Source organism: Paenibacillus sp. Negev47, assembly GCF_058313655.1.
Genome location: NZ_CM177754.1, coordinates 2,897,090 through 2,923,514, shown reverse-complemented (window position 1 = coordinate 2,923,514; position 26,425 = coordinate 2,897,090). Strand labels below are relative to the sequence as shown.

17 protein-coding genes and 1 pseudogene are annotated in these 26,425 nt (G+C 44.9%); 14 read left to right on the top strand and 4 right to left on the bottom strand.

Annotation, left to right across the window (positions count from 1 at the left end):
* The first annotated feature begins 130 nt into the window (after positions 1–130).
* The 6 genes from AC4G47_RS13340 to AC4G47_RS13315 all read left to right on the top strand — a co-directional run bounded on the left by AC4G47_RS13340 (position 131) and on the right by AC4G47_RS13315 (position 6,567).
* Entirely contained in the window at positions 131–517 is a 387-nt protein-coding gene (locus tag AC4G47_RS13340; protein WP_491106325.1) for a MerR family transcriptional regulator, read from the top strand.
* Between the two features lie 1,624 nt (positions 518–2,141).
* Positions 2,142–3,311, top strand: coding sequence for a serine hydrolase domain-containing protein (locus tag AC4G47_RS13335; RefSeq protein WP_491106324.1), 1,170 nt, complete (start codon positions 2,142–2,144; stop codon positions 3,309–3,311).
* 108 nt (positions 3,312–3,419) lie between these two features.
* Entirely contained in the window at positions 3,420–3,764 is a 345-nt protein-coding gene (locus AC4G47_RS13330) for a PadR family transcriptional regulator (RefSeq protein WP_491106323.1), read from the top strand.
* A complete protein-coding gene (locus AC4G47_RS13325; RefSeq protein WP_491106322.1) occupies positions 3,757–4,311 on the top strand; it encodes a DUF1700 domain-containing protein in 555 nt (184 codons plus the stop codon). Before AC4G47_RS13330 ends, AC4G47_RS13325 begins: the two co-directional genes overlap by 8 nt.
* A gap of 471 nt (positions 4,312–4,782) precedes the next feature.
* The gene (locus tag AC4G47_RS13320) at positions 4,783–5,127 is read left to right on the top strand and encodes a hypothetical protein (RefSeq protein ID WP_491106321.1); all 345 of its coding nucleotides are present in this window, start codon (positions 4,783–4,785) and stop codon (positions 5,125–5,127) included.
* 456 nt (positions 5,128–5,583) lie between these two features.
* A complete protein-coding gene (locus AC4G47_RS13315) occupies positions 5,584–6,567 on the top strand; it encodes an alpha/beta fold hydrolase (RefSeq protein ID WP_491106320.1) in 984 nt (327 codons plus the stop codon).
* A gap of 378 nt (positions 6,568–6,945) precedes the next feature.
* Here AC4G47_RS13315 and AC4G47_RS13310 read toward each other — a convergent pair whose 3' ends face one another.
* A complete protein-coding gene (locus AC4G47_RS13310; protein ID WP_336764633.1) occupies positions 6,946–7,389 on the bottom strand; it encodes a MarR family winged helix-turn-helix transcriptional regulator in 444 nt (147 codons plus the stop codon).
* A gap of 117 nt (positions 7,390–7,506) precedes the next feature.
* Here AC4G47_RS13310 and AC4G47_RS13305 point away from each other — a divergent pair, with 117 nt between their 5' ends.
* Together AC4G47_RS13305 and AC4G47_RS13300 are read left to right on the top strand one after the other, a co-directional pair.
* Positions 7,507–8,259, top strand: a complete 753-nt coding sequence (locus tag AC4G47_RS13305) for an SDR family oxidoreductase (RefSeq protein ID WP_491106319.1) — start codon at positions 7,507–7,509, stop codon at positions 8,257–8,259.
* A 46-nt stretch (positions 8,260–8,305) separates the two neighbouring features.
* Complete coding sequence (locus AC4G47_RS13300; protein ID WP_491106318.1) at positions 8,306–9,136, top strand: SDR family oxidoreductase; 831 nt, start codon at positions 8,306–8,308, stop codon at positions 9,134–9,136.
* A 340-nt stretch (positions 9,137–9,476) separates the two neighbouring features.
* On the opposite strand, the gene AC4G47_RS13295 is transcribed toward AC4G47_RS13300, so the two are convergent.
* Positions 9,477–9,860: a RidA family protein gene (locus AC4G47_RS13295; protein ID WP_491106317.1), complete on the bottom strand. Its 384-nt coding sequence runs from the start codon at positions 9,858–9,860 to the stop codon at positions 9,477–9,479.
* A 215-nt stretch (positions 9,861–10,075) separates the two neighbouring features.
* Positions 10,076–10,336 carry a hypothetical protein gene (locus AC4G47_RS13290; RefSeq protein WP_491106316.1) on the bottom strand — a complete coding sequence of 87 codons (261 nt, stop codon included), beginning with the start codon at positions 10,334–10,336 and terminating at the stop codon, positions 10,076–10,078.
* 763 nt (positions 10,337–11,099) lie between these two features.
* Between AC4G47_RS13290 and AC4G47_RS13285 the strand changes: the two genes are divergently transcribed.
* On the top strand, positions 11,100–17,711 hold the full coding sequence (locus tag AC4G47_RS13285) for a phosphodiester glycosidase family protein (protein WP_491106315.1): 6,612 nt from the start codon (positions 11,100–11,102) through the stop codon (positions 17,709–17,711).
* 1,590 nt (positions 17,712–19,301) lie between these two features.
* Positions 19,302–19,838, top strand: a complete 537-nt coding sequence (locus AC4G47_RS13280) for a DNA cytosine methyltransferase (RefSeq protein ID WP_491106314.1) — start codon at positions 19,302–19,304, stop codon at positions 19,836–19,838.
* Here the strand turns inward: AC4G47_RS13280 and AC4G47_RS13275 are convergent.
* Entirely contained in the window at positions 19,828–20,673 is an 846-nt protein-coding gene (locus tag AC4G47_RS13275; RefSeq protein ID WP_491106313.1) for a helix-turn-helix domain-containing protein, read from the bottom strand. The genes AC4G47_RS13280 and AC4G47_RS13275 overlap by 11 nt on opposite strands.
* Before the next feature lie 140 nt (positions 20,674–20,813).
* On the opposite strand from AC4G47_RS13275, the gene AC4G47_RS13270 reads away from it, so the two are divergent.
* The 4 genes and pseudogenes from AC4G47_RS13270 to AC4G47_RS13255 form a co-directional block, all read left to right on the top strand.
* Complete coding sequence (locus AC4G47_RS13270) at positions 20,814–21,671, top strand: sugar phosphate isomerase/epimerase family protein (RefSeq protein WP_491106312.1); 858 nt, start codon at positions 20,814–20,816, stop codon at positions 21,669–21,671.
* A gap of 12 nt (positions 21,672–21,683) precedes the next feature.
* Entirely contained in the window at positions 21,684–22,841 is a 1,158-nt protein-coding gene (locus tag AC4G47_RS13265) for a Gfo/Idh/MocA family protein (protein WP_491106311.1), read from the top strand.
* A gap of 22 nt (positions 22,842–22,863) precedes the next feature.
* The gene (locus tag AC4G47_RS13260; RefSeq protein ID WP_491106310.1) at positions 22,864–23,931 is read left to right on the top strand and encodes a Gfo/Idh/MocA family protein; all 1,068 of its coding nucleotides are present in this window, start codon (positions 22,864–22,866) and stop codon (positions 23,929–23,931) included.
* 138 nt (positions 23,932–24,069) lie between these two features.
* Positions 24,070–26,025, top strand: a pseudogene (locus AC4G47_RS13255) (glycoside hydrolase family 2 protein); the annotation flags it as partial.
* Positions 26,026–26,425 lie beyond the last annotated feature (400 nt).

Sequence of the window (26,425 nt, the reverse complement as noted above, 5' to 3'; positions counted from 1 at the left end):
AAAGCGGTAATTAATTAGAGATTTCCCATCTACAAACCCTTTATTTCGGGGATTCCACAATTGAACATATGGTCATTCGGCAGTACAATAGCTTAAAGTCACTTTAATATTACAACAAAGGGGTTCTATCATGTTCTATACAGTTAAGGAAGTCTCACAAACAACCGGGGTCCCCGCCCATACGTTGCGTTTCTATGAAAAGCAGGGAGTGCTACCTTTCGCCAAGCGCAATGAGAATGGGAACCGCCTATACGATGAATCCAGTATCGAATGGATTGAGACTATTGTTGCACTACGTTCGACCGGGATGTCATTGGCAGATCTGAAGCAATATCTGGATTACTTCCAGGACGGTGACAAAACTCTTCTTGAACGCAGACAGTTGATGGCCGGTCACAAGATCAAGGTGGAGGAACAGCTAATGCAGATCATCAAGACTTTGGAGAAAATTAACTATAAGATGGCACTTTACGACGTGCAATTAAAAGAGCTGGAGAACAAGCTACCTTGTCTATAATCTGATCCTATATTCACACTTATATAGATTGAACTCATAAAATTGAGAACCGCCTAATAGGGTACTCTGGTCCGAACGTAAAGATTTTCAGTTCATTCTATATAGAATATAAAGATTCGTCTAGTGAATGATGGACATTTGGTGTTTGGTTCAACTCGTAAGAGATTTAATGCATAGTACGAAGATATTGTGTAATAAAAGAAAGCGTGTTTATTCAACTAACGGGAAACGTTAGTTCAATAAACCCAAGGAAGCAGCTGACTATCGTGATCGGCTGCTTTTGTTCTACTAACGGGCAGGTTAGTTGAAATCGCACTCGAAGAGGGAAAATGCTGAAATTCCTATGTTGTATTCAGGGATGGCAATCAGTATAACGTCCGCTTTTCGAATCACGATAAGGTTGTGCAATCTGCATATAAGTAGCGATTACTTCTCCAAATTGATTCGGAAGAAGAGAAAGCGGGGATTTATGCGGGAGATGTTCTTAGAATCTTTTTGGATACATGAAGATAATCTTGCGATCGCCAATTCCATCCGTTGTGATGTTCGTGCCTTGTATGAACTAATTCCGAACATAATGAAGTAAAGGAGGTTAATGGAATAAGTGGTGGGTCGCATTACAGCTACAAATGTAATCCATTAAGCAAAAGGGACGATTGCTTAATATAAAACAAGAAGGCAGCATTTCACATGATGGGCGGCTTTTGTTCAACTATCGGTCAGGATAGTTCGAATTATCACCCAATACTTTCGCGATTATCTATTTGCGAAGTCGGGTTGTCACCCCCAATCCAGCGCATCTTATCCATTCTTCTGGACCACGGTCTACAAGGCAATTGAAGACTGACAACGATAGTAACTGATAGCCTAGGCAGTTGCTTGTTGCTGTTGTTCAACTAATTGGTGGAGAAATACAGTTTGTTGAAGTAACTGGATACGATAGTTCAATAAAACCAAGGAGGTAGCCGACCAACGTGATCGGCTACCGCAGAGCAAAGTATAAGGACAGCTACCGTGCAGGGCACGAAAGCAGTATTTTTTTGTATGAAGCAGCCACCAAAGTTTAAAGACGGCGCAGATCGGTGGCAGGCTCCCGTACGCCAACGCGCTGCAAACGGAATACGAAAAGCTTCAAGAGGATAAAATGTGTACCGACTATGGGAAACTGAACGATAAGCACAAAAAAAAGAACGGGGCGCGGCGGTCATTCATAACCAATCGCACCCCGTTTTTACTATGGATGTGTCACGCAGCAGGACGATGATTTTGAGGGGAAAGGTATAAAAGCCTGCTCCTCTCATAACGCACCTGGAAACCAGCACTATACAAGGGAATATACGCCCCTATTACGTAACATCCCGCTGTTTCTGCTTTACGCTCGATGGTCGTTGATACTGAATTTAGTTCAAAATATCTCTCATTTGATAAAAAAATTTCTAATATACTATTGATAGTAGAGGTACTGTGTTGTACGATGTATATGCAGGAGGTAAGGGTGAATGGCGGAATTCTGGGATGCAAAAAAAAGAGGAATTACCGCTTGTTAGGACAGAATGGCGTTGTAAAAAAACAATTATGCAGATGATTACAAACTTACAATATTACTAGAAAAGAGGAATATCTTATGAAAATACGTTTTCAAATTACATTTGCAAGTCTGGCCTTGTTAATAACTGGAAGTTTCCTACTGTACACATCGCCAACCTCAATTGTAAAAGCAGAGCCTACTCAAAATGTATCCAGTTCGTTACACAGAAACACTCAACAAGATCATAATTCCGTCAAGCAAGCAATGCGGGATACATTACAACTTGGATTCCCGGGGATACTCGCTAAAACTTCTGAGGGTGGAAAAACGTGGGGTTATGCCGCTGGGGTAGCGAATCTGAGCACCAAGAAACCAATGGAGACCAATTTTCGATTTCGCATTGGCAGCGTGACGAAGACATTCACCGCAACGGTTGTACTTCAATTAGCTGGAGAGAATCGCTTGAATCTAGACGACTCCATCGAAAAATGGTTGCCTGGTGTCATTCAAGGAAACGGATATAATGGTAAACAGATTACCATCCGGCAGATATTGAACCATACAAGTGGTATTGCTGAATACTCAAGGTTTAAAGACGCTGATTTTATGGATACAAAAAAATCGTATACGGCTGATGAATTAGTAAAGATGGGGATTTCTCTGCCCCCAGACTTTGTCCCAGGAAAGGGTTGGTCTTATTCAAACACGGGATACGTATTACTGGGTATTCTTATTGAAAAAGTAACGGGAAACAGTTATGCGGAAGAGATTGAAAATCGGATTATTGAACCACTTGAATTGTCGGATACATTCCTACCTGGCAATTCAAGCGTTATTCCAGGCACCAAGCATGCTCGGGGATATTCCCAACCAAACGAAGCAAGTGAGATAAAAGACGTTACTTATTATAATCCAAGCGCAGGTAGCTCGGCTGGAGATATGATTTCTACTGCTGACGACTTAAATAAGTTCTTCTCTTCCTTGCTCGGTGGCAAATTACTGAAGGAACCGCAACTAAAACAAATGCTTACTACAGTTCCTGTAGGAAGAGCTGGAATCGATGGATATGGTCTTGGAATCTCTGAATTTAAGCTTCCAAACGGTGTTCCGGTATGGGGGCACACAGGTGGCATTCTAGGGTTTTCTACTTTTGCAGGAGGTACACTTGGAGGCAAGCATACGTTGGTTGTCAGTTTGAACAGTTTGGGTAGAGATAACAGTCCTAATCCTTTTAAAAATATTTTACTTGCTGAATTCAGCAAGTAGGAAAAACGGCCCGCTGTTTCCGCTTGCGTACGGCGGTTGTTGGCAGTGAATTTACTATTGATGAATATAGTACTGTGTTGTACGATATATATTCAGGAGGCACAATACATGAATTTAGAAGATTGGAAATCACAAATTAAGCGAGGAACACTCGATTTTTGTATTTTATTGTTAATAAAGCAGCGGCCATATTACGGGTATGAAATCATAGGTATGTTAGAGCAATATCCTATTGTTGCTGCAAAAGAAAATACAATTTATCCACTGCTTAGAAGATTACTGAAAGAAGAATATATTTCTTCATCTTGGCAAGAAGGTACAGAGGGCTTGCCACCGAGAAAATATTATACCCTTACAGAAAAAGGAGACGAATACTTAAACGCGATGTCCTTAGAATGGGATAATTTATTAAAAGCTATATCAGAAATCAAAGGAGAGTTAGATTATGGATAAAATTATGAATGATTATCTTGAAAAAATTGAAAAGTATTTGAAATCCATGCCAGATTCTGAGCGTATTGACATTGTAAAAGAGATCAAAAGTTCAATGCTTGAATTGCAAAATAACGGAGTAGCTGCTGAGCAAATCATCGAACGGTTAGGAAACCCAAAAGAACTAGCGAAAGCATACTTAGGTGAGGCCATTTCAAAGAACAGTAAATTTAGTTGGCGTAAATTCGGCGCAATATTTGCATTTTGTAGCAGCTTTGCAGGTGTCAGCGGTATGTTACTTTTGCCGTTCATCAGTACGCTTTCCATTGCTTTCATGATTGGTGGAATTATTACGCTGATAGGCGGAATTGTTAAATTTGCCGGGTATCTTATGGGATATGATATTGCCGGAATAACAATCGAAATGGGAGCATTTACACCAAGCCCAATGCAGTTCTTGCCAATTTCTATTGTGATTGGTGTGTTGATGTATTGGCTCGGGAAAGTGTTATGGAAACTTACAATTAAATATATACACGCAATTAGTCCGAAAAAGAAAACAGTGTAATAATATCAAGAACGGGGTACGGTTGGTCATTCATGACCAACCGTACCCCGTTTTTACTATGGTGTGTCACGCAGTAAAGCCCTTATCTTTCTCAAAACGAGAGCAGAAAGCCCGCTGAATTAAAGTAACGAATTATTGATAATTCACATTTCAGAGGAACTATTAATCACAATTCTTAATACAGTTTGTTAAACTAACGGGGAACGTTAGCTCAATAAAAACCAAAAGAAGCTGATCAATGTGATCGGCTTCTTTTATTCAACTAACGGGCAGGTTAGTTGAAGGAGGAGTTTCAAACTTCTCATAGAAGGTTTTTTAACTAGAGGTTCCAAAGAAGGAGGTAACGGGTAGGAAGATGATAAAAAATGATGACGAGTTCGAGAGTTTATTATCAAAGAGGAATTCAGGTAAAGTTACATACGGATAGAATTAAACAATAATATTGAGAAAGGAAGTATATTGGAGGCATTTTTGAAGCGAATGGGCCATAATGCAGATAAGCTAGAGGGTAACTGGATAATGGTTGATAAAGATTATGCTAAAAAAATTTTAATATATGTTCTTTCAAAAAACATGACCCATGATATTGATTTGAAGACAAAACCGATGGCAAATGAATTAAGTGAATATTTTTTAGATCAATTTCAGAAAGAAGCCATTTTCTATACAAACGCAAGGTTTGACTCGAAATCTGGTTACTTTAAGCTCTACTCTTGGACAACGATAACTAACTCACATTGGCATACGTTTGATACGGGAATAGTTGCAGTGGACAATATAAATATTGGAATCCTATGGACAACAGACCCTTTATAAGTGGATTTAAGACTGATTAATGATGAGCCATATCTAAATTCATGTTCAACTAACAGGCATATCTGAGAACAAGCACTTTTAAGAATAATTTCGGCACCGATCAAATTCTAAAAGTGCTCATAGACAACAAAAAAACTAAAACTTTAAACTAAACTTAAACTTGGTCGATACTTCACCTTAAACCTGGAATCATATGATGTTCCAATATGATAATCAAATGAACAACACATGATTGGAAAGGCAGGTGTTACGAAGACTTGGTATGGAAAATATGCTGTTAAAAGAATTCGGATAGCAAATAAAAGGGGGATTGCGGTTTTTCGGATCCCACTGGAGCCGGAAAACAACAATGTTTTCAGCGAGCCTGTATATCAAGCGGAAGAAATTTAAATGCACCGTATGTTCTCTAATAGGGCATTTCAAGACGAGAAAATATGGATGGGAGAAAAATACTACGTGAGTGTCAAAAAGAAAAATAAGATTCTAACCATCTTTAAGAGACTGCTTCTGTTCATGTTGTCCGCTGTGATCGTCTGGATTGGCTTTCATCATATCATGAAGTTGGTAGAACATTATAAATACCCGGCAAGAGGGCAGTATATCCAAATTGAGGATAAACGGATGCATGTCTACACAAAAGGTAACGGACCAAAAACCATTGTATTATTAACCGGACTGGGAACAGCATCACCTGTGCTAGATTTTGAGCCTTTAATTAATGAAATGTCCAATCATAACAGAGTTGTCGCCATAGAGCCATTCGGATATGGCTGGAGTGATATGACGGATAAGAATAGAACGGTGGAGCACATCGTTGAGGAACTAAGAAGTGCGTTGCAGCAATTAAATATAAAAGGACCATATGTATTAATGCCGCATTCAATTTCCGGAATTTACAGTATGTACTATGCTCATGAGTATCCTGAGGAAGTTGAAGCGGTTGTAGGAATAGATGCGACGCTACCGGCGGCCCTTGCCTATTTCAATGAATCCCCTCCGACTATGCCGCGTTATATGAGATATGCGGCGCCCATCGGATTAACTAGACTCGTGATATCCTTGAATAGTAGTGGTTATCTTCCCCTTGACAGTGAGGGTACTTACTCGGAAGAGAATTTAGCAATCACAAAAGCCATGACGGCATGGAACGGTTACAATAATAATGTTGTTCAAGAGGCAAATGAACTGGGTGATAATGTGAAAAAAACTGCTCGTATGTCATTCCCCTCAGATCTGCCCGTATTATTTTTTACAAGAGACGATGGCAGGGAGAGTAGGGACGGGAGATCAAAATTTACTTTTTTACAAACACAGCTTACGAATAATCCTTCAAGTACAATCATTCCTTTAAAAGGTCATCATTACCTTCATTGGACCAAATACAAGGAGATAAGTGAAGCTGCCCTGAATTTCATGGAAGATATTAAAGATAAGGAATAACAATAGTTCTATCATTACGATAAAATCGGTATTTGCAACACGATAAATGGATATATACTCACAATAAAAAACTGAATATTCTTTCTGAATTTTCAAATATTCTAAAAAGGAACAAAGAAAGTACTTCATTCCATAGTAAAGATAGATTGAGGAACACAAGATTCAACTGCATGATAAACTCGATATATTCATTTGGACTGTGAGTGTATAATATTTCTGATATTTGAAGAGGGTCATGTCAGAGATACCTGAATTCTGGCTGATGAAAATGTAGGAACAGAAATGGATAGGTACTCAGCATACAGCTGAATTCCTATCCATTCTTCATTTCATGGTATTAAACGTGGTCGAAATGGCGGGGCTTTATACCATATTAAGCTAAGACCCTGCGTTTGTCCTTTCCGCCAACTTAGTAATCAACTCAATATCTTGTTCGGTTAATTGCTCAAAAAAATGTTTGCGAATTGCCTTGGAGAGGAAGGGACGGGCATCATCTAACATTGATTTTCCAGAAGAAGTGATACTGACTTGTACTCCGCGATCGTTGTCTAATGGTTTCCTCATCACTAGTCCTCGTTTTTCCATACGCTTCAAATGATGAGATAACCGACTTTTATCCCAGTCCATAGAGTCGGCTAATTCCTGTTGGCGAAGGCTACCGTCGCCAAAAAGGACTAATCGGTCCAATACCCCAAAATCACCCTCTGACAGTCCTGAGTGATCGGACATATCTTTGACAACACGACCGAAGATGCTCTGAAAGGAACCTTTCCACATATGCCATATTCGCATTTCTTCTTCGTTAAGTTCGTTTTTATCCATAGGTGCATAATAACATGGTTGACGTGTCAACTTCAATGTGCTAAATTTGATCCATGGTTGACACGTCAACCTAAGTCGTATTTGCCCACCAATCGCAAAAAAAAGGAGATTATAACTATGCAGGATAAACCCGTCGCTCTAGTCACTGGGGCTAACAAAGGTATCGGCTTTCAAATTGCGAAGGAGCTCACGGAACACGGATTCACCGTGCTCGTCGGATCTCGCAGCCTCGAGAATGGAGAAACTGCCTCAAAAAGTATCGGGTCGAATGCACACGCTCTCCAGCTCGACGTTGCAGATGAGAGCTCCATTGCTGCTGCAACAGAGCGTATTCGGAACGAATTCGGTCGTCTCGATGTACTTGTGAACAATGCGGGGATCTCGCACGCAGGCAGATCGGGGGATCCGTTTCCGAACAGTGGCGCGGCGAGTGGTCTTTTGACCGTTGCTTCGCTTGAAGATATTCGTACAGTTTATGAGACTAATGTTTTTGGTGTTATTGCTGCCACGCAGGCGATGTTGCCACTTTTGCGGGAGGCCCCGGCAGCACGTATCGTCAATATGGGCAGTACCGGCGGCTCACTTAGCTGGAACTCTATTCCGGAAAACTCGCATCGTGCGATGTTTGGTGCCTATTCGGCATCCAAATCGGCTGTTCATGCGGTGACACTTGCCTTTGCATTTGCGCTTGAATCAACTAACATCAAGGTCAATGCGGCATGTCCAGGCTTCACATCGACTGCGCTTAATAATTTTGCTGGTACTCGAAGTGTGGAACAAGGGGCGCGTGAGGCGGTTCGGCTTGCCATGATTGGAGCAGACGGTCCAACAGGAACATTTTCAGATGAGGATGGACCCATTGCGTGGTAATTATAGTTTATACAATTATAGGTAGTAGCTTAAGGGGGATTTCGTAATGCGTGTTTTCGTAACAGGAGCAACAGGTTATATCGGTTCCGCTGTCATCCGCGAACTCATTGATGCCGGACATCAGGTCATCGGTCTTGTGCGCTCAGACAATAGCGCAGCGAAACTAAAAGAGGCTGGGGCCGAAGTTCACCGCGGTGACATCGAGGATCTCGACAGCCTTCGCAGTGGCGCGGCTGCTGCGGAAGGCGTCATTCATCTGGCATTCAACCACGACTTCTCGAACTTCGCTGGAGCACTCACAACAGATCTGCATGCCGTAGAAGCGATGGGAGCGGCACTTGAAGGATCTGGTAAGCCCTTCGTAATCACTACGCACGCAAATGGAGTGGCAGCAGAGAACGTAGTATTTTCGCTGGCAGAGCGCGGAGTGCGGACATCGATCATAGAGCTTTGTCCGTCGGTACACGGAGCGGGTGATACAGGATTTGTACCAAGACTAATCAATATTGCCAAAACAAAGGGCTTTTCAGCTTATATAGAAGAGGGGACCAATCGGTGGCCAGCTGTGCACCGCCTTGACGCCGCACATTTATACCGACTTGCGTTAGAAAAGGCACCCGCCGGTGCGAGACTAGATGGTGTCGCAGATGAAGGTGTGCCATTCCGCGACATCGCGAGTGTTATAGGTAAGCAACTGAACGTACCTGTAGTCAGTATTTCACGTGAAGAGGCAGAGGCCCACTTCGGCTTCCTCAGCACACTTGCAATGCTTGATATCCTAAGATCAAGCATTGCAACTCAGGAACTTCTGGGATGGCGGCCTGTACAACCCGCACTGATTCCCGACCTCGAACAATCGCACTACTTCAACAGCTAATTAAAATGCTCCCGTACCATTTTAGCCACAGGTACGGGAGCATTTTTCATTTAATAGACAATAACCCCCATTAATGTACAGGAGGGAAAATGATCTCCGTAAAACTGGAAGAGGGACGGGCGGAGTTAGGTTGAAGCCATTTTAGATTCTAAATTAAAATTGGCTGTCGATGAAGATAGTCAAATTGGAATCGAGCAAACAAGGATCGCCGGTGATTTATACGTAAACGATAGTTCAATAAAGATAAACTGCAACCGAGCAATTGATCGGCTGCAGTTTCTTTACGCTAACGGCAATATACTTCTAGTTTTAGAGTGACAGTATAAAAACAGTAATGGAGTTAGTTTGTGTGTGCAACGGCACTGATTTCGATCAGCTGCTCAGGTGACGCCAGGTATGTCACACCGATACAGCTTCCCGCAGGCCGGTGTTGTCCCATGTATTCCCTAAACAACCCGATGCACGGCTCGATATGCTCTTGTGCGTTTGTCAGATAGATCTCCACATAAGCGAGGTTTGATTTTGTGACACCAAATTCCGCCAGCACGCGATCGAGATTCTCCAGCGTCTGCCGGGTCTGTGCTTCAATATCGCCCTCACCAACAAATTCACCCTCCGTATTGTGGGAAAATTGTCCTGAAATGTAAATTGTGCCGTTGACGCTGTAGCCCTGGCTGATGCCGTGATCCCAAAGATCGTGACTGTAGGTTTTGACTTTAGTCATTGTTTTGACTCCTTTTCTTCAAAGTAAGGCTAGTATAAAATAAATACTTACTTAAAAAAAGTACACACTTTATTGATAGTTACTATCAGAAAGGATAGTGTGTGTATATATGAGTATGTTTAATATAAAGGCGAATGAAGGGCATCAAACTACCCAAATAACGACCTCGACGTTTACAGATGCAATTTGATCCGTTGATTATTTCCATGAAGTGACTAAAGTCGCTGTAATCCTGAACCGAATATACCAGTACCTCCTCTTTCAACATAGATGTTGACTAAGTTTGTTGCAGATCTAAAAACCCCAACTGTTCCCCAAAGTAGAATACGCACATCACTTTCGTTTGGGGTTCCTATTGCAGCGACAGTTTGCAGACCGATATCACCCAGTAACGTAGGGGTTGTTACTAAGGTTGTAGTACCCGAACTAAAGGTATTATTAAGGGATATGCGTGAATCTAAAAATTGAATAGGCATACTTTACACCTCTCACTCTTCTATTCTTATTTACTTCATGTCAACAAATTTTTAATTGCTTAGACGCAGATTCATAGAGGCAGGTTAATCCACTTTATTAAACTAACGGGAAACAATAGCTCAATAATTACAGGTAGACAGTCGGTCAAAGAGATCGGCTGTTTTTTTAACCCGCTTTTCGACAACTGTTTGATTATTCAACATTTTGGGCATAGGGATTGGTCATAATTCTTCGAGTTTGACGGTTTAAAATCAATCTCTTCAAATATTTCAGCAATCTCGTAAAAATCCTAAAAAGGTCTCAGAATCTAAAGAAAAGATAATATTCAGGAGAGAGGATACACTGTATGTTTTTACTAAGATAGCTATAAACAATGGTCATATTGAACTTAAGACATGAACTTAGGAGGAGGAAAAAGGATAAGTTATAGGCTTGTTTAAGGAGATCTCAGATAATAGTTTTGGGAGGTGCGATTCATTGAATTCAACTGAGGTAGTGGATCTGAAATACTCAGAAAAGCAGAAGCTTTAACTTTTGGACATAATTCATAGACTTTCAAAAAGAGAAAGTGGGGATCATTCAGAAATTTTTGAGAGCATAGAGAATTCTTAAAGAAGATCGATACATTCAGCTAATTAGAAGTGATTTGTTTTTCTCATCTTCCATTAAATTTACACAAATATTATCAAAAACATATAATAACATCTCATTATTACAATTAGAGAGCAAATAAATTAAAACATCGGAGAGGGGTTGGAACAAATGATTCATTGGTATCGCAAATCAGGACAAACTTTGCTTGCCTTTATGCTAGCGATATTATTCATGCTGCAGCCGTTCAGTAGCGTTTACGCAGCCATGTCAGAAGTGCCAGATACGACTTTTGGCCGAGTTGTAGATGTAAGGAAGACGGATCTTGCACCAGGCGCGGAGTATACCTGGTATGACATGGAAATCGAGCGTGGTTCTGAAAAGATGCATTTCGTCGAATTTAACCCTGATACCCCGAATTTGGAACTGCGTGCAGGAACAAAGGGGGGCTACGTATATGGCATGGAAGGCGTGACGGAAATGGCGGCATATACGGATGCTCCAGGCAACCGTGTCATAGCCGGCATTAACGGCGACTTTTATGATCTTTCGGGTTACGGAACAGGCGTGCCAAACGGGTTATTTATAGATCAAGGCCGTATTTTGAACAGCGCATCGAGTTCCTTTGCCTTTGGTCTTAAGGAAGATGGTACATCAGTTTACGGAAAGCCAAAACTCACGATGTTTGTAACCATTGATGGTAAGAAAACCAACCTGACTAGCATTAACCGTTATCGGGAGAGCAATCATCTGGTTCTCTATACACCTGATTATTATACGACGACTAAAACAACGGCAGGTGGTACAGAGGTCGTTCTACAAGTGGTAGAAGGCGACGTAAAAAGTGGACAAACAATGAAGCTGAAGGTACTGGAAGTACGCGAAAATCAAGGCGACACACCTCTTGCCGAAGGCACAGTTGTCTTATCCGCATCCGGAACATCCGTACCGGTTGTAAGTGGACTAACAGCAGGCGATGAACTAACGGCCAGCTTCGAGCTGGATGGCGAATGGCAGGACGTAAGTTTGGTGATTGGCGGCCAGGGACCATTGGTGGAGGACGGGCTCGTGAAGTCCAATGTTGGTCCGGAAGGCGTACACCCTCGAACGGCCATCGGGACAAAGGTGGATGGGTCAATCGTGTTATTTGAGATCGATGGACGCGCGCCGGAATACAGTGAAGGTGTAACGACAGAGGAACTTGCGAAAATTCTAGCGGACATGGGAATTGTCGATGCTATGAATTTGGACGGAGGTGGATCTTCTACGTTTGTAGCCCGTATGCCGGGCACATCAGATGTAAAAATGATGAACCAAGGGTCGGACGGCGGCGAACGGGGGACGGGAAACGGACTGCTACTTGTAAACACAGCACCGGAGGAGGCCGCTTCGAAATTGACTGTAACGCCAAACGAGGAGCGGATATTGGCCGGTTCAACTTTCACTTTTTCAGCTGCAGCGGTTGATTCTACAGGCCATCCGGTAGCACATGAAGGCATAACGACATGGTCAGCAGCCCCTGAACTGGGAACTTTTAAAGGAGACGGTGTATTTGTAGCTGGACAAGGGGCCTCAGTTGGTCAAGTAGCTGTTTCGAATGGAAGTCTGGAAGGCACCGCGGATGTTGAAGTCGTAAATGAAATTACCGAGCTGCGTTTCCCGGATGAAATTAAGACGTACAATACCGGTGTTAATGAAACGTTGAAGGTTACGGCGATACGAGATGGACAAGTCATCCAATCGAGTAATGATGTATTTAAGTGGCGTGTGGAAGGCGATATCGGCACAGTCGATGAGAAGGGTGTATTCCTTGCAACGAACGAAGGAGGTCAATCGGGAACTATTTTTGTCAGTTACAAAGGCATAGAGACCTCAATGGAGGTTAATGTCGGCGTACCGCCCGTTGTACTGGAAGAGTTTGAAAGCATTGAGAATTATAAAGCAAGCGGTGCCAGATATAATACGATATCCGTAGATTTGAATACCGATCCCGATTTTGTACGTTCGGGTGATGGATCGATCAAGCTGTCTTATGATTTTATCGGTACGACAGGTACTTCGGGTGCCTATGTTTCTTCTTACAGCAAGGCAGAGAATATTCAAATCCCCGGCTATCCAGAGAAAATTGGAGTGTGGGTATACGGTGATGGAAAAAAGCACTGGCTGCGAGCTCAGGTTCGTGACGGAAACAACGCTGCCTTTAACATTGATTTTACGGATTCAAATAACGGAGTAAACTGGACGGGATGGAGATATGTCGAGGCGGCTGTACCGTCAGGCAAAACAACGCCGCTTAGTATGGACTTGCCGGTTCGTTATATGCAAACCAACAACAATAATAAGTCGGCTGGTGCAATCTATATCGATCAGATTCGCGCAATCTATGGTCCGTTAGAAGAGGATCACGAGCCTCCGGTCATTACGGATATAACTCCATCCGAGGACGCGACAGTAACGACGGGTACCCCGGTTATTCGCGCACATGCGGCTGACGCCGACTGGGATCGAGCGGACCATCCGGGTACAACATTGATTGATCCAGAAAAAATCCGGATGTACATCGATGGCAAGCAAGTAGCGCATACGCTGTATCCGCCGGAAGGACGTATCAGCTATACACCGGGACTGCCACTGGATGATGGTTATCATACGGTTAAGCTTGCCGTTCGCGATTTGTCTGGCAACCAGACGATCAAGGAATGGAAATTTATCGTTGATACAGGCGCTTCTAAATTCCGTTACACTACGACTGATCAGGTCTTCGCGGGTCATACGTATACAGTCGACATTACTGCCGATCAAGTTGACCAGCTGAGAGGCGGTAATCTGGAGCTTGGGTTTGATACAAATACCGTAACAGGCTTATCTGTACACAAAAGCGATAAGCTGACCAACATGCAGTTCACATCAGAGGTTGATGCTGCAACCGGTGTCGTACGGGTGGCATATAGCGATCTAGACTCCGCGTCTCTAAATGACGGTGATATTATCTCTCAAATTACATATACGGTAAAAGGTACAGCTTCTGGACTGAACAGTATTGCCTTCCGTTCGTCGGAGCTGAATGTTGCCGGTTCGGATGAACCGAAACCGTATCTTGGTGCATCCTTGACATCCGGTATCAAGCAGGAACTGCAACTGAGCTGGGATGATAATATCGCGCAAAACTTCGTCACTACTTTTACAGTGTCCGATGAAAACGGGAATCCTGTAGAAGGAGCCCGCCTTCTTGCAGACGGTGCTGAACTAGGAAACGGAACGCTTACTACAGATGCATCCGGTAAACTCCGTTCAGATTTACTTACTGCAGAAGTGAAAAGCTATGATGTGCAAGCTATCAAAGGGATGCAGCACAGCTTGGTTTCGGTATTTACAACATCTGAACTTGGGGGAACGGAACTGCCATACAATATTACGGTGGCGATGGGCGAAGACCCGACCGCCTCACGTAACTTCAACTGGCACACAAATCCAAATACGTCTGAAACGGTCGTAGAGATTGCAGAAGCGGAAGGCTTCATGGGCTTCGATCAGCCTGACGTTGCTCGCGTGAGTGGAGAAAGCTACGTGTATAATACATTGGACATAGGAACGATTCGCGTCCATAAAGCGACGGCTGACAAGCTGAAGCCGGGAACTGTTTACGTTTACCGTGTGGGCGATGGGATGCAACATTATAGCGAGCAGGGCTCCTTTACAACGGCACCGGAGACGGGGAATCATACGAAGTTCCTTGTTTTTGGGGATTCCCAGGCTTCTGATCTTGCGGGTTTTGAGATATGGGGTCGTTCGTTGGACGCTGCCACAGCTGAACATCCGGATTCCGAATTTATGGTTCATTTAGGGGATATGGTTGACAATGGCTTCAAGGAACAGGAATGGAACTGGTGGTTTTCGGAAGCTCAGAAAGAACTAATGAACACGACGGCCGTTACGATCGTGGGCAATCATGAGGTGACAGGAACCAAGCAGAATGGAGACTTTCTGGCTCACTTCAATCATCCTAGGAACGGTACGCATAATCAGAAAGGAACAAATTACTCCTTTAATTATAAGAACATCCATATATCTGTTCTGAACAGTGAATACGATATCGAGGAGCAGAAGGAATGGCTGAAGGCCGATTTAGCAGATACAAATAAGCAATGGAAGCTGGTCTTCTTCCACCGCGGTCCGTATGCGAGTATTTACGATACAGAGAGTGTACGTACTGCGTGGACGCCAGTGTTCGATGAATACGACGTTGACCTGGTTATGAATGGCCACGATCACATATACTTGCGTACTCATCCGCTAAAAAATCATGAAATTGTAGATGAGCGTGAAGGTACGACATATATCATTCCAGGCTCAACCGGACCAAAGTTTTATGACCTGACGGAGCGGTATTTCCAAGCCGTCGTAAACGACGAGAATATGCAAATGTACTCCTCCGTCGAAGTGGACGGTGATGTGCTGACGGTGAAGACAAAAATGGTGGATGGACGTGAGGTCGATACAGTTGTACTCGAGAATCCATCTCTTGAGATTGAGCCTGCCGATCGCGAGATTCAAGTAGGCGAAGAGCTGCAGCTTAGTGTGAACGGCATGATGCCCAAGGATATTGAATGGTCTATAGCAAGCGAATCTGCAAATCATGTTGTGGAGTTGACTGAAAACGGTGTTGCAAAAGGAACGGCAATTGGCGATGTCGTCATTCGTGCGACCAGCAAGCTATCACCGAATGTATTTGGAGAAATTAAGATCCATGTGATCGAGGCAAAAACACTTATGGGCATTGAGCTTGAAGGAAAACCTTGGCTACAGCCAGGAGAAACCGATGCAACAGTAGTGAGTGCTGTTTACGCTTCCGGGATTCGATTATCGGTGACACAAGGTGTCCAATATGAAAGCTCTGATCCGTCTGTTGCGGAGGTTAATGAGAATGGTGTAGTATCCGCGATGGCTGAAGGAACTACTCGGATTACGGTAGAATATGCCGGATTGACAGATTACTATGATCTGCTGGTTAAAGTCGAACAGCCGAACGCTGAACTTGCATATATTCAATTATCTGGTCCAGAACGTCTACATGCAGGAGAAACATCGGCCACTGTAACGAAGGCTGTTTATACAGATAACAGCTCGTACCTTGTGACAGAAGGTGTACAGTACACGAGCAGTGAGGAATCTGTTGCAACCATTGATTCGGAAGGCTTCGTTACAGCGATCAGTGAAGGTGAAACCGTCATATCGGCAGTGTACGGGGAGTTTAGTAATCATTTCATCCTTACAGTAGTCGATCAGGACGGGCCTCCCATCACATTGGAGCGTATAGAGCTCGGTGGCATTCCAACGAATCTTCAACCGAACGGGACGGTAACAGCAGTCGTAACAGGCTATTATAGCGATGGCACTAATTCGTTAATTACGGAAGGCATCACATTCAGCAGTAGTGATGAGAAAGTGGCAACCATTGATTCGAGTGGCTTCATTCAATCGCACCGCTCAGGTCAGACCATCATAATGGCGGTATATGGAAATGAGACTGCATTGAAAACGTTGCGTGTAGTAGAATCTCAGGGATCTACAAACCCTGGCGACGATAACAGCCATAACGGTAACAACAGCGGCAGCAATGATGGAGTAATCGAGGAGGAGCAAGAAGAAAGCAAGGTACCTGGTCAACTCGTGGTAACGGAGGAACAACTGAAACAATTCAGATTAGAGGACAATATTCAATTCTCCATGGACGACGATGATTTATTGGAGCTTGTGCTCCCAGGTAAGGCGGCGGAGCTTGCTGAAGGTAAGAAGATTACAGTCGGAGCCGGTAACATGCGGATCACGATTCCTACTGAAGTGCTGCGGATGTTTGCTAAACTTGCATCGGAAGAACAGCTAGAAGATGGCTTGATTGTGCTGAAAGCAACAGTTGTCCATGACGTGGATGTGTCGGCATGGATGGATCAAATCGGAGGGCAATACGCGGCGTCGTTGAAGCTGACAGGTGGCGCATATGAGTTTACGTTGTCGCTGGAAACAAGTAATGGTGATATGATACCGATCAACGATTTTGATAAGCCTATCGTGATTTCGCTTCCTGTTCTGGCAGGAGCTAATCCAGCATTAACCGGCATTTACTATAGAGAGAGCAATGGTTCCTTATCCTATGTAGACGGAGACCTACAGAACGGTTGGATCACAGCCGCGCTGAATCACTCCGGCTTCTATGTTGCATTGGAATATGATAAAACATTTGTTGACCTGCCAGCTGGCCACTGGGCAGAATCTGCTGTTAAACAGCTAGCTGCAAGGCAAATTATTGAAGGTGTTACAGTGGAACGTTTTGAGCCGAAACGATCCGTAACACGAGCAGAATTTGCATCGATGTTAGTAAGATTGCTTGGTCTTGAAGGAGAGACGAAAGCGGCATTTACAGATGTGGGGGCCGGTCAATGGTTTGCGGATGAAACTGCTTTAGCTGCTGAAGCGGGTATCGTACAGGGTTATGCGGACGGATCATTTGCCCCGGCACAAACGATAACACGCCAAGAGATGTCTGCAATGATCGTACGGGCATATTCATATAAATCGCTTGCAACTCCTGAAGCGGGTGAGGTAGCATTTGATGACTTGTCAGATTCTCCAGATTGGGCTGTAGATGCAATTAAGACTGCTTATAGTCTAGGTTTAGTAGAAGGCTTCTCAGACGAAAACTTCAGTCCGCTCGGCATTGGTACACGTGCGGAAGGCGCGCAAATGATGTATAACTTGGTCAAGCTTCTCGATAAACAACAATAAGTGTACCCTTCTTAATTAGTCAGTCTTTTAACAATGCCCGGCTCGGAAATGAGAGTCCGGGCTATTCATTTTTTCAAGAACACTCTCTAAATTGGAATTAAGAGTTTCTCTTCCTTATTCTACGTCTGACTCTTAATAAAACTAATTTTTCAAATAATAAATACTTTGCAATTTGTAAAAGAATATTATTTTCGAGCGGAAAAAGTATGGACGCAAGAACAACTTGCAACGACGCTTGAAGTTAGTAAACAAAGTTCGCTACTCTTGAGAAAGAATACAATATTTACAAATTCTTGTTTTGAAATTGCAAACGCTTTTGAAATGAGGATCCTTTACTTATTTTACCGAGGTGTGAGCATGTTTAATGGACGGGAGATCCAAATTAAAGAGAGAATACAGAAAGGTATGACATTATGAAAGGAAAGTATTCGGCTAGGGTTGTAAAGAAACACGCTGTTCATGTGCCAAAGGATAGATTATAACAAGAAGAACACGTAGTGAAACACAGAGGACAGGATCTTATCTGATGGACTGATGAGCACTGCAACCCATAGCCCTCCCTAGAGAATGACCCTGATACGCTTTCAGGAACTATAATTCCTGACGGCATAGACTCTTATGAGCAAGTCTATCTTAACGATAAGACAAATGGCTGGTAAGTGGTTAAGGAGATTAAACACAAAGAAGATAAGGGAAGTTCATCATTTAAATACATTGAGGGCTGTCGGGGACCATACCAATTACATTTAAATCGATCTGACAGACCACTTTTAGTTTAACAGGAGATGTTGAGGGCGTGAACTTGTACCGCGATTTCCGAGTAAAATTGGACATCATAATAATTGTCGGGGGACAAGAACATATTCCCATTGAAGTCGCTAGTTTAGCGGCTTTTTTGTTTTATCGGTACAAGTTCTTGTCCCCAGCCAAGGACAAGAACTTGTACCGATTGCCGGAATGGACAAGAACAGAGTCCGATTACCGATTAGATAAATTATCTAACTGAAGTTTACAGCTATTTCATTAAGCTAACGGGCAGGTTAGTTGGAGAAAGATATTTGTGTACATAAAAATGAGAAATAATCGAAAGGATCATTTTGTAAATACAAGTATGAAGTCGATAAGGAAGGCGAAATTGAGGAAGTAGATAATACCGGTTACAACTTACCTTATCCAGCTTATACAGGTTTTACACTTTTCATAGTTCCGGCTGAAAACTCGAAGAAGCATGTTGCGAGGACAACGCAAAGGACGGGGAAGACGGTACCCGTCACCGACATCAAGAGCGAGGATATAAAGATACTTTTTGCAGGTAACCAGACTATCCAACTTGAGATTCAGAAAGATCAAATCGTATTTACAGTTCACGCGGAGGCAAAGACGGTAGAGAATGTTATTTCTCTCGACGATGCGAGAAGCGAGAAATTTTTCCTTCAGGACACCCGCTACTCCATCTCGGTCAATGAATTCGCGCGAGCTACCAATTTTGATTCTGGTGACTTTTTTGGTCTTTTCCGTTCGAGCAGGAAGGAGATCCTTGGGTCATCTATTGGTAGCATTGTCGGCAGCCTGAAGCAGAAGACGATCAAAATGCTGTCGCTGTTTTCGGGATGCGGCTCGATGGACAAAGGATTTTTGGATGAAAAATATGATATTGTCTTTGCTAACGATCGTTTCGAAAAAAAAGCTCTCCGTTCATACCATTTGGACACCTACCGTCAAAATATAGGAAATCATATTATTATGTTGGAGTTCAGGGAACGGGACATTCCGGAAGTAGATTTCGTGGCAGCTGGCGTACCCTGTGTTACTTTCAGTGCGCTTAATAATACTCATTGGCAGGCGTATGCACTCACCCTGGACAAGAGCGGCTCGTACCGCCCGCGAAAATGCCTTCTTGTCCACATTTTTAATCTATATTTGGCAAAATACAGCTTTTGTTGCGCTTATTCTTTATGCAGAGCGGCCTCAGGATGCTCTTCCCCTTTGCGGACAACGACAAATTGGTTTGTAGTATTACTAATATCCGGACAGCCATATGACCTTTCCGCCGAGAGACCGTTTAATAACCAAAGGCTACCAAGAATTTCCCGGTGGCCTTTTATCGCGACTATATTTATTTCTTAAAATACTTTTTAGGAGACAGACCGGTAATATTTCTAAATGCCTTGTAAAAGGTTGAATAATCCCCGTATCCCACGGTATTGGCAACATCCAGTGCGGTCATTCCGGAGGAGAGAAGCTCGGTGGCCCACATAATTCTTTTATAAGTGATGTATTCGATTAGAGTAAATCCTGTATTCAACTTGAAGATATGGCACAGGTAATACTTATTGACGAAGAACTTCTGCTGGAGTAAATCCAGTGTAATTTTGTCGTCCAGGTTTTTATTGATGAAGTCTAGTATAGCTGCTATTTTCTGATCGGACTTATGGCGCTCCACGAGCGAATGATTGTATTTGGCAAATATTTTGTTAAGGGTAATGAGCATTTGGACAAAAAAAGTCTTCATCAAGATATGGTTGTCCGCAGAATCCTCCAGTGTAGTGTGTCCGATCTGATTCCACAGCTCATCAAGTTTGTAGTCAAGCACATCCTTAGCCAGGATTCGGTTGGAATACCCCAGCTTCCGGCTCTCGAAATAGTACAGCATATTATATTCATCCCTCTGAAAAGCAGAAATATACTCGGGCTTAAAATGGATATACTTCCGTTCATACCTGCATTCGGAGTTGAAGACGATCCTGTGCAGCTCTCTTGAATTGGTAATGATCATATCATGCGGACTCAGCTTGTAAGCCTGTCCCTCAATATAATAGGTGAGATCCCCGGAGATGAAGTAGAACAATTCGTAACGGTCATGGATATGTGTGGCAATATCGGCGGGGACATCTGTGTCCATATGTACGACGGAAAAATGATTGCTGTGATAATGCTGCAGCAGAGTATCGATCTCCTTCACCTCTTTAGCTTATAGCGTGTAAAAGCAATATTTGCAATATTATAAACAATAAATCCAATGAAATCAAAGGGGAAGCAGGATAAGATTTTAGATGAAGAATAAACGAGGGTTCAACCCTTCTATAGAGAGGATGTCAGTCCGTGAGTGAATTTGTATTGTCTGCCTTTGCAGATGAAATCGATGCCAGTCTAACCACACAAATGGATGTACTCGACCAGCATGGAATTAAGTTTATCGAAATGAGAAATATCGACGGGAAAAATTTGGTCCACTACACTTTGGATGAAGTCAAAGAAATTAAACGCCAGATGGACGCAAGGGGTTTTAAGCTGTCGGCAGTCGGGTCTCCGATTGGTAAAATCGGCATTAAAGATGATTTCGCACCGCATCTAGAGCTATTTAATTATACGTTGGAAGTTGCCCGCATTATGGAATGCCGGTATATCCGGATGTTCAGCTTCTTTATTCCGGAAGGCGAGAACCCGGAAGACTACCGCGGGGAAGTCATTCACCGGTGGCAACAATTTGTAGAAGCGGCGAAAGGCAGCGGAGTGGTTCTTCTTCACGAGAACGAAAAGGACATCTATGGAGATACACCGGAAAGATGTCTGGATCTGCTGAAGAGTCTGAATTCTGATGATGTGAAGGCGATCTATGACTTTGCAAATTTTGTGCAATGTGATGTGAAGAATTATCCAGAAGGCTATGAATTGCTTAAGGATCATATTGAATATGTGCATATCAAGGATGCCGTATATAGCGACCATCATGTAGTACCGGCCGGAGAAGGCGACGGGGCTGTTGAAGAGATTCTAAAAGAGCTCTACAATAGCGGCTACGAAGGCTTCCTGTCACTTGAACCGCATCTGGGCAATTTTAAAGGTTTTGCGGAACTGGAGCTCCAATCCCCCGGGTATGATCTGCCTGAGGGCGGAGCCAGAAGCTTCGCTGTCGCTGTCCAAGCCTTGAACAAAGTGTTAGACCGAATCGGCAAATAGGAGGAACTTATAGTGGGCAAAGTCAGGATAGGAATTATAGGCATAGGAGGCATGGGCTCAAGCCATGCCCAGAATATAATGGCAGGAAAGGTTCCCCATGCGGAACTGACTGCCGTGTGTGATGTAAGAGCAGAACGGTTACAGTGGGCGAAGCAAAACTATGGAGACAGCGTTAAGCTGTATGATGATGCAGAGACTTTTTTTCATTCCAAAGCATTTGATGCGGTCTTGATTGCAACCCCACATTATGATCATCCGGGCATGGCCATACAGGCACTGAAATTCGGTTATCACACGCTGATTGAGAAGCCTGCCGGTGTATACACCAAAGCGGTCAGAGAGATGAATGAAGCTGCAGTGAAGAGCGATAAGGTGTTTGCCATTATGTACAATCAGCGGACGAATCCGGTCTACCGCAAGCTTAAGGAGCTTATCGACTCAGGAGAGCTCGGCGAGCTCAAGCGATCGATTTGGATTATCACCAACTGGTACCGGCCGCAAAGCTATTATGATGCAGGGGGCTGGCGGGCTACCTGGTCCGGAGAAGGCGGAGGCGTACTGCTTAACCAGGATCCGCATCAGCTGGATTTGTGGCAGTGGATCTGCGGCATGCCGGCCAGAGTACACACCTTCATGTCATTCGGCAAATATCACAATATCGAAGTCGAAGATGATGTAACCGCTTTTGTTGAGTACGCTAACGGGTCTACCGGAGTATTCATAACAACTACAGGAGAAGCACCGGGAACCAACAGGCTGGAAGTGACAGGTGACCGCGGGAAAATTGTCATCGAAAATGATAAGCTGACGTTCTGGCGGCTTAGGGTGTCCGAAAGAGAGTTCAACAGAGAATTCACAGGCGGTTTCGGCAGCCCTGAGTGCTGGGAGTGTGAAGTTCCTACGCCGGGTGATAATACTCAGCATGTCGGAATCATGAACAACTGGGTTGACGCCATTCTTCATGGAACTGAGCTGATTGCACCTGGTATTGAGGGGATTCATGGGCTAACAATTTCCAATGCGATGCACTTGTCCGCGTGGACGGGCAGTCCGGTAGAGCTTCCGCTGGATGAAGAGCTATTCTACGAGAAGCTTACAGAGCGGATTGAACAGTCTACATTTAAGAAAAGCGTTAAGGAAGTTACTCTTAATGTCTCGGGAACACATTAAAGCAGCTTGAGGGGTGACGGTGATGAGAGATCGTCTGAAGATCGGCATCACAGGATGCGGCGTGATCGGCAGGCTCCATGCGCAGCAATTGCAGGAGCTGGAAACGGCAGAGGTTGCCGGATTTGCGGACTGGAATGAAGAGAAGGCGAAGCAGTATGCGGAGGAATTCGGCGGACGGGCATACAGCGATTATGCCGATATGCTGCAGGATTCGGAGATCGCTGCGGTGTCAATCTGTACGCCCAGCGGATTGCACGGGGAAATGGCGATTGCAGCAGCCCGTGCCGGGAAGCATGTGATTGTGGAGAAGCCGATGGATGTGAATTTGGCCATGGCTGACCGGATGATCGAGGAATGCCGGAAGCATAATGTCCTGCTGGCAGGCATATTCCAGCATCGGTTCGACTATGCCGCACGCCGGGTGAAGCAGATGCTGGAGGAGGCCCGTTTAGGACGGCTCATCCTCGTGAACGGCAGTGTTCACTGGTACCGTTCGGATGCTTATTACGGGAGCGGCAATTGGCGCGGAACCTGGGCTCTGGATGGGGGCGGCGTTCTGATGAACCAGGCGATTCATACGGTGGATCTGGTGCAATATTTCGGCGGCCCAGTACAGGAGGTTACCGCAAGGACAGCCAACCGTACCCATCCCTTAATTGAGACAGAGGATGTTGCTGCGGCATTATTCAGCTTCAAGAATGGGGCACTGGGTTCTTTTACGGCTACCAGCAGTGCCTATCCCGGCTTAAATACCCGAGTCGAGATCATCGGGGAGACTGGAACCTGCATCATTGAGAATAACAGGATCATCTACGAGCATTACAGGAATGCGGAGGACGCCGGCACACATGGCATAGATCCTGGGTCATCCAATCAATGGAGGCCGGAGCTGGAGTCTGTAACGCAAGGTGTAAGCCACTGGGTGTACGGCGATTCCCATTACAGCCAGCTGGCTGATTTCGTGGAAGCTATTCATTCAGGTCGAGAGCCAATGGTAACCGGCGAAGACAGCCGCCATGCGCTGGAGCTGGTGCTCGCTGTGTACCGTTCGCAGGAGTCGGGGCAGAGTGTGCGGCTGCCGTTGTCGTAATGATTTACTTTTGAGTAAAGTTCCTGAGCCGTCCGGAGGGGAGCGAGCAGTGTGCTCCTGCCTGTCAGGGAGCCCTGACCGTCCGGTCCATGTCAGATAGGGTGAACTATTCCAACTACAAGGAGAAGTTATAAATCGATGGAACTCAACACTAATTGGCAGCTTGCGGGCTATGAACCGGGACAGATTCCTCCATTGGAACTGGCAGCCCCGGGTTTGGATAACCGATTCTGGATGGCCGCGGAGGTGCCCGGCGACGTTCATTCCACCCTGATCCGGTACGGGATCATCGATAACCCTTACTTCGGCCATAACGATCAGAAATCGCGGTGAGTTGAGGACAAGGAATGGTGGTACCGCACCCAGTTCATTTATGCCAAACCGGACGGGGAAGAACGGCATGAGCTGGTGTTTGAAGGGCTGGATACGTTTGCCACGGTCTATGTGAACGGCTTGGAAATCGGACGCACCAATAATATGCTGATGTCCCATGAGTTTGATGTAACCCGCGTTCTGCGCCACGGCAAGAATGTGATTTCGGTCAGATTCGACCCGCTGGCTCCCCATCACCGAGACAAACTGCAATTCCAGTGGTCCTCCTATACCAAGGAGCGCCCCTGGTTGCGCAAGGCGGCCATGAATTTCGGCTGGGATTGGGGTCCACGGATGGTAACGGCGGGAATCTGGGGCAAGGTCCGGCTGGAACGCAGGCATTTGGCCAAAATCGACAATGTGTTCGCCCGCACAGTGGAACTGAAAGCTGAAAGCGCCCTGGTCCGCATCGATACGGAAGTGAAGCGGTACCGGAGAGGAACGGACCTGGAGTGTGAGGTGATGCTGGGTTATGCCGGGGAAACGGTGGCAAGCAGCAGATCCATCATGACAGGCAATCGCCTGGCCGTGGATCTTGCGTTGGATAATCCGTTCTTGTGGTGGACCCATGACTTGGGTGAGCCCCATCTGTATGATTTGACAATCAGGCTGTTAAACGCCGGAGACCGGGAGACAGATGTGTACCGTGGGAAGATTGGGGTGCGGACGGTGGAGCTGGCCCTTCAGAATGAGGACGGCAGCCCTGCTTTTTCCTTTATCTTGAATGGGGTGAAGCTGTTCGCCAAGGGAACCAACTGGATTCCCGCTGACAACTTTATCGGAGCTATCCCGGAGGAACGTTACCGGGACCTGGTGGATTTGGCGGTAGAGGGGAATATGAACATGTTCCGCGTCTGGGCTGGCGGCATCTATGAGAAGGATGTGTTCTACGAGGCCTGCGACCGGCGGGGCGTGCTGGTCTGGCAGGATTTTGCCTTCGCTAATGCCTTGTTCCCGGATTTCAACAAGGACTTCATGGAGAATGTTCGCCGTGAGGTGGTCAATAATGTGAAGCGGCTGCGCAATCATCCTTCCCTTGCTCTGTGGTGCGGCAACAACGAGATCGACTGGCTCTATGATATGAAATCCGCAGAGGGCAGTATTACGACTCCCTTTTATGGTGAGAGCATCTACCACGAGTTGATCCCGGAGGTGCTGGAGGAACTGGATGACAGCCGTCCGTATTGGCCCTCTTCCCCTTACGGAGGCAACGACGCCAATGATCCTGAGGCGGGAGACCGCCACAACTGGCAAGTCTGGCATGGCTCCGTCTATCCCCGGAAGACGGGGGAGGTTCCGGTGATCGACTACAGTATTCAAGGGGTTACCTTCAAGAATTACAAGCAGGACCTGACTCTGTTCAGCAGCGAGTTCGGTATGCACGCTTCGGCTAACCGGTACACATTGGAGAAGCATATTCCCGCAGGTCAATTCTATTGGGGAAGCCCGGAGATGGCCTACCGCAACAAGGACACCAACCACCTAAAGGGTATTCTGCTGATGGAGGGCTTTACGGGGATTCCGCGAAATATTGAGGAATACATGAACTTCTCCATGCTGACCCAAGCGGAAGGGTTAAAATGCGGGATTGAGCATTACCGCCGCAACAAACAGCAGACCTCCGGCTCCCTGGTATGGCAGCATAACGACAGTTGGCCGGGTACGAGTTGGTCGATGATCGACTATGAGTTGCTGCCTAAAGCTTCCTGGTACTATGGTAAGACATGGATGGCATTGGCGTATCAACATTCTCATTAAAGAAATGTTTTGTTAAGTAAGGAGTCGCCGGTTTGATCACCTTATATGATATTGCCCAACAACTTGGGGGCTCCCAGCATCATCGGCAGAGCGAAGTGAGCGACGGATTTTGTGACAAGTGCTTTTTCAAAGTAATGGAGGTTCTCTGTTTCCATGAGGATCACCACTCAAATTTCAGAGGATAGGATTTTTTCGGTACCCCTGCTCCATATAGAAGAGCAGGAGAAGTAGAAGGGAAATAAAATAATTCGCGATGTCTGAGTAAAAAGGCCAATGCAGTTCCCCTAGCCGAAGTAGTTGTCAGATGCATTTTTTCGTGCTGACGAATTAAACTGACCGCGCGCGGCACAAAGTGTATGGACAG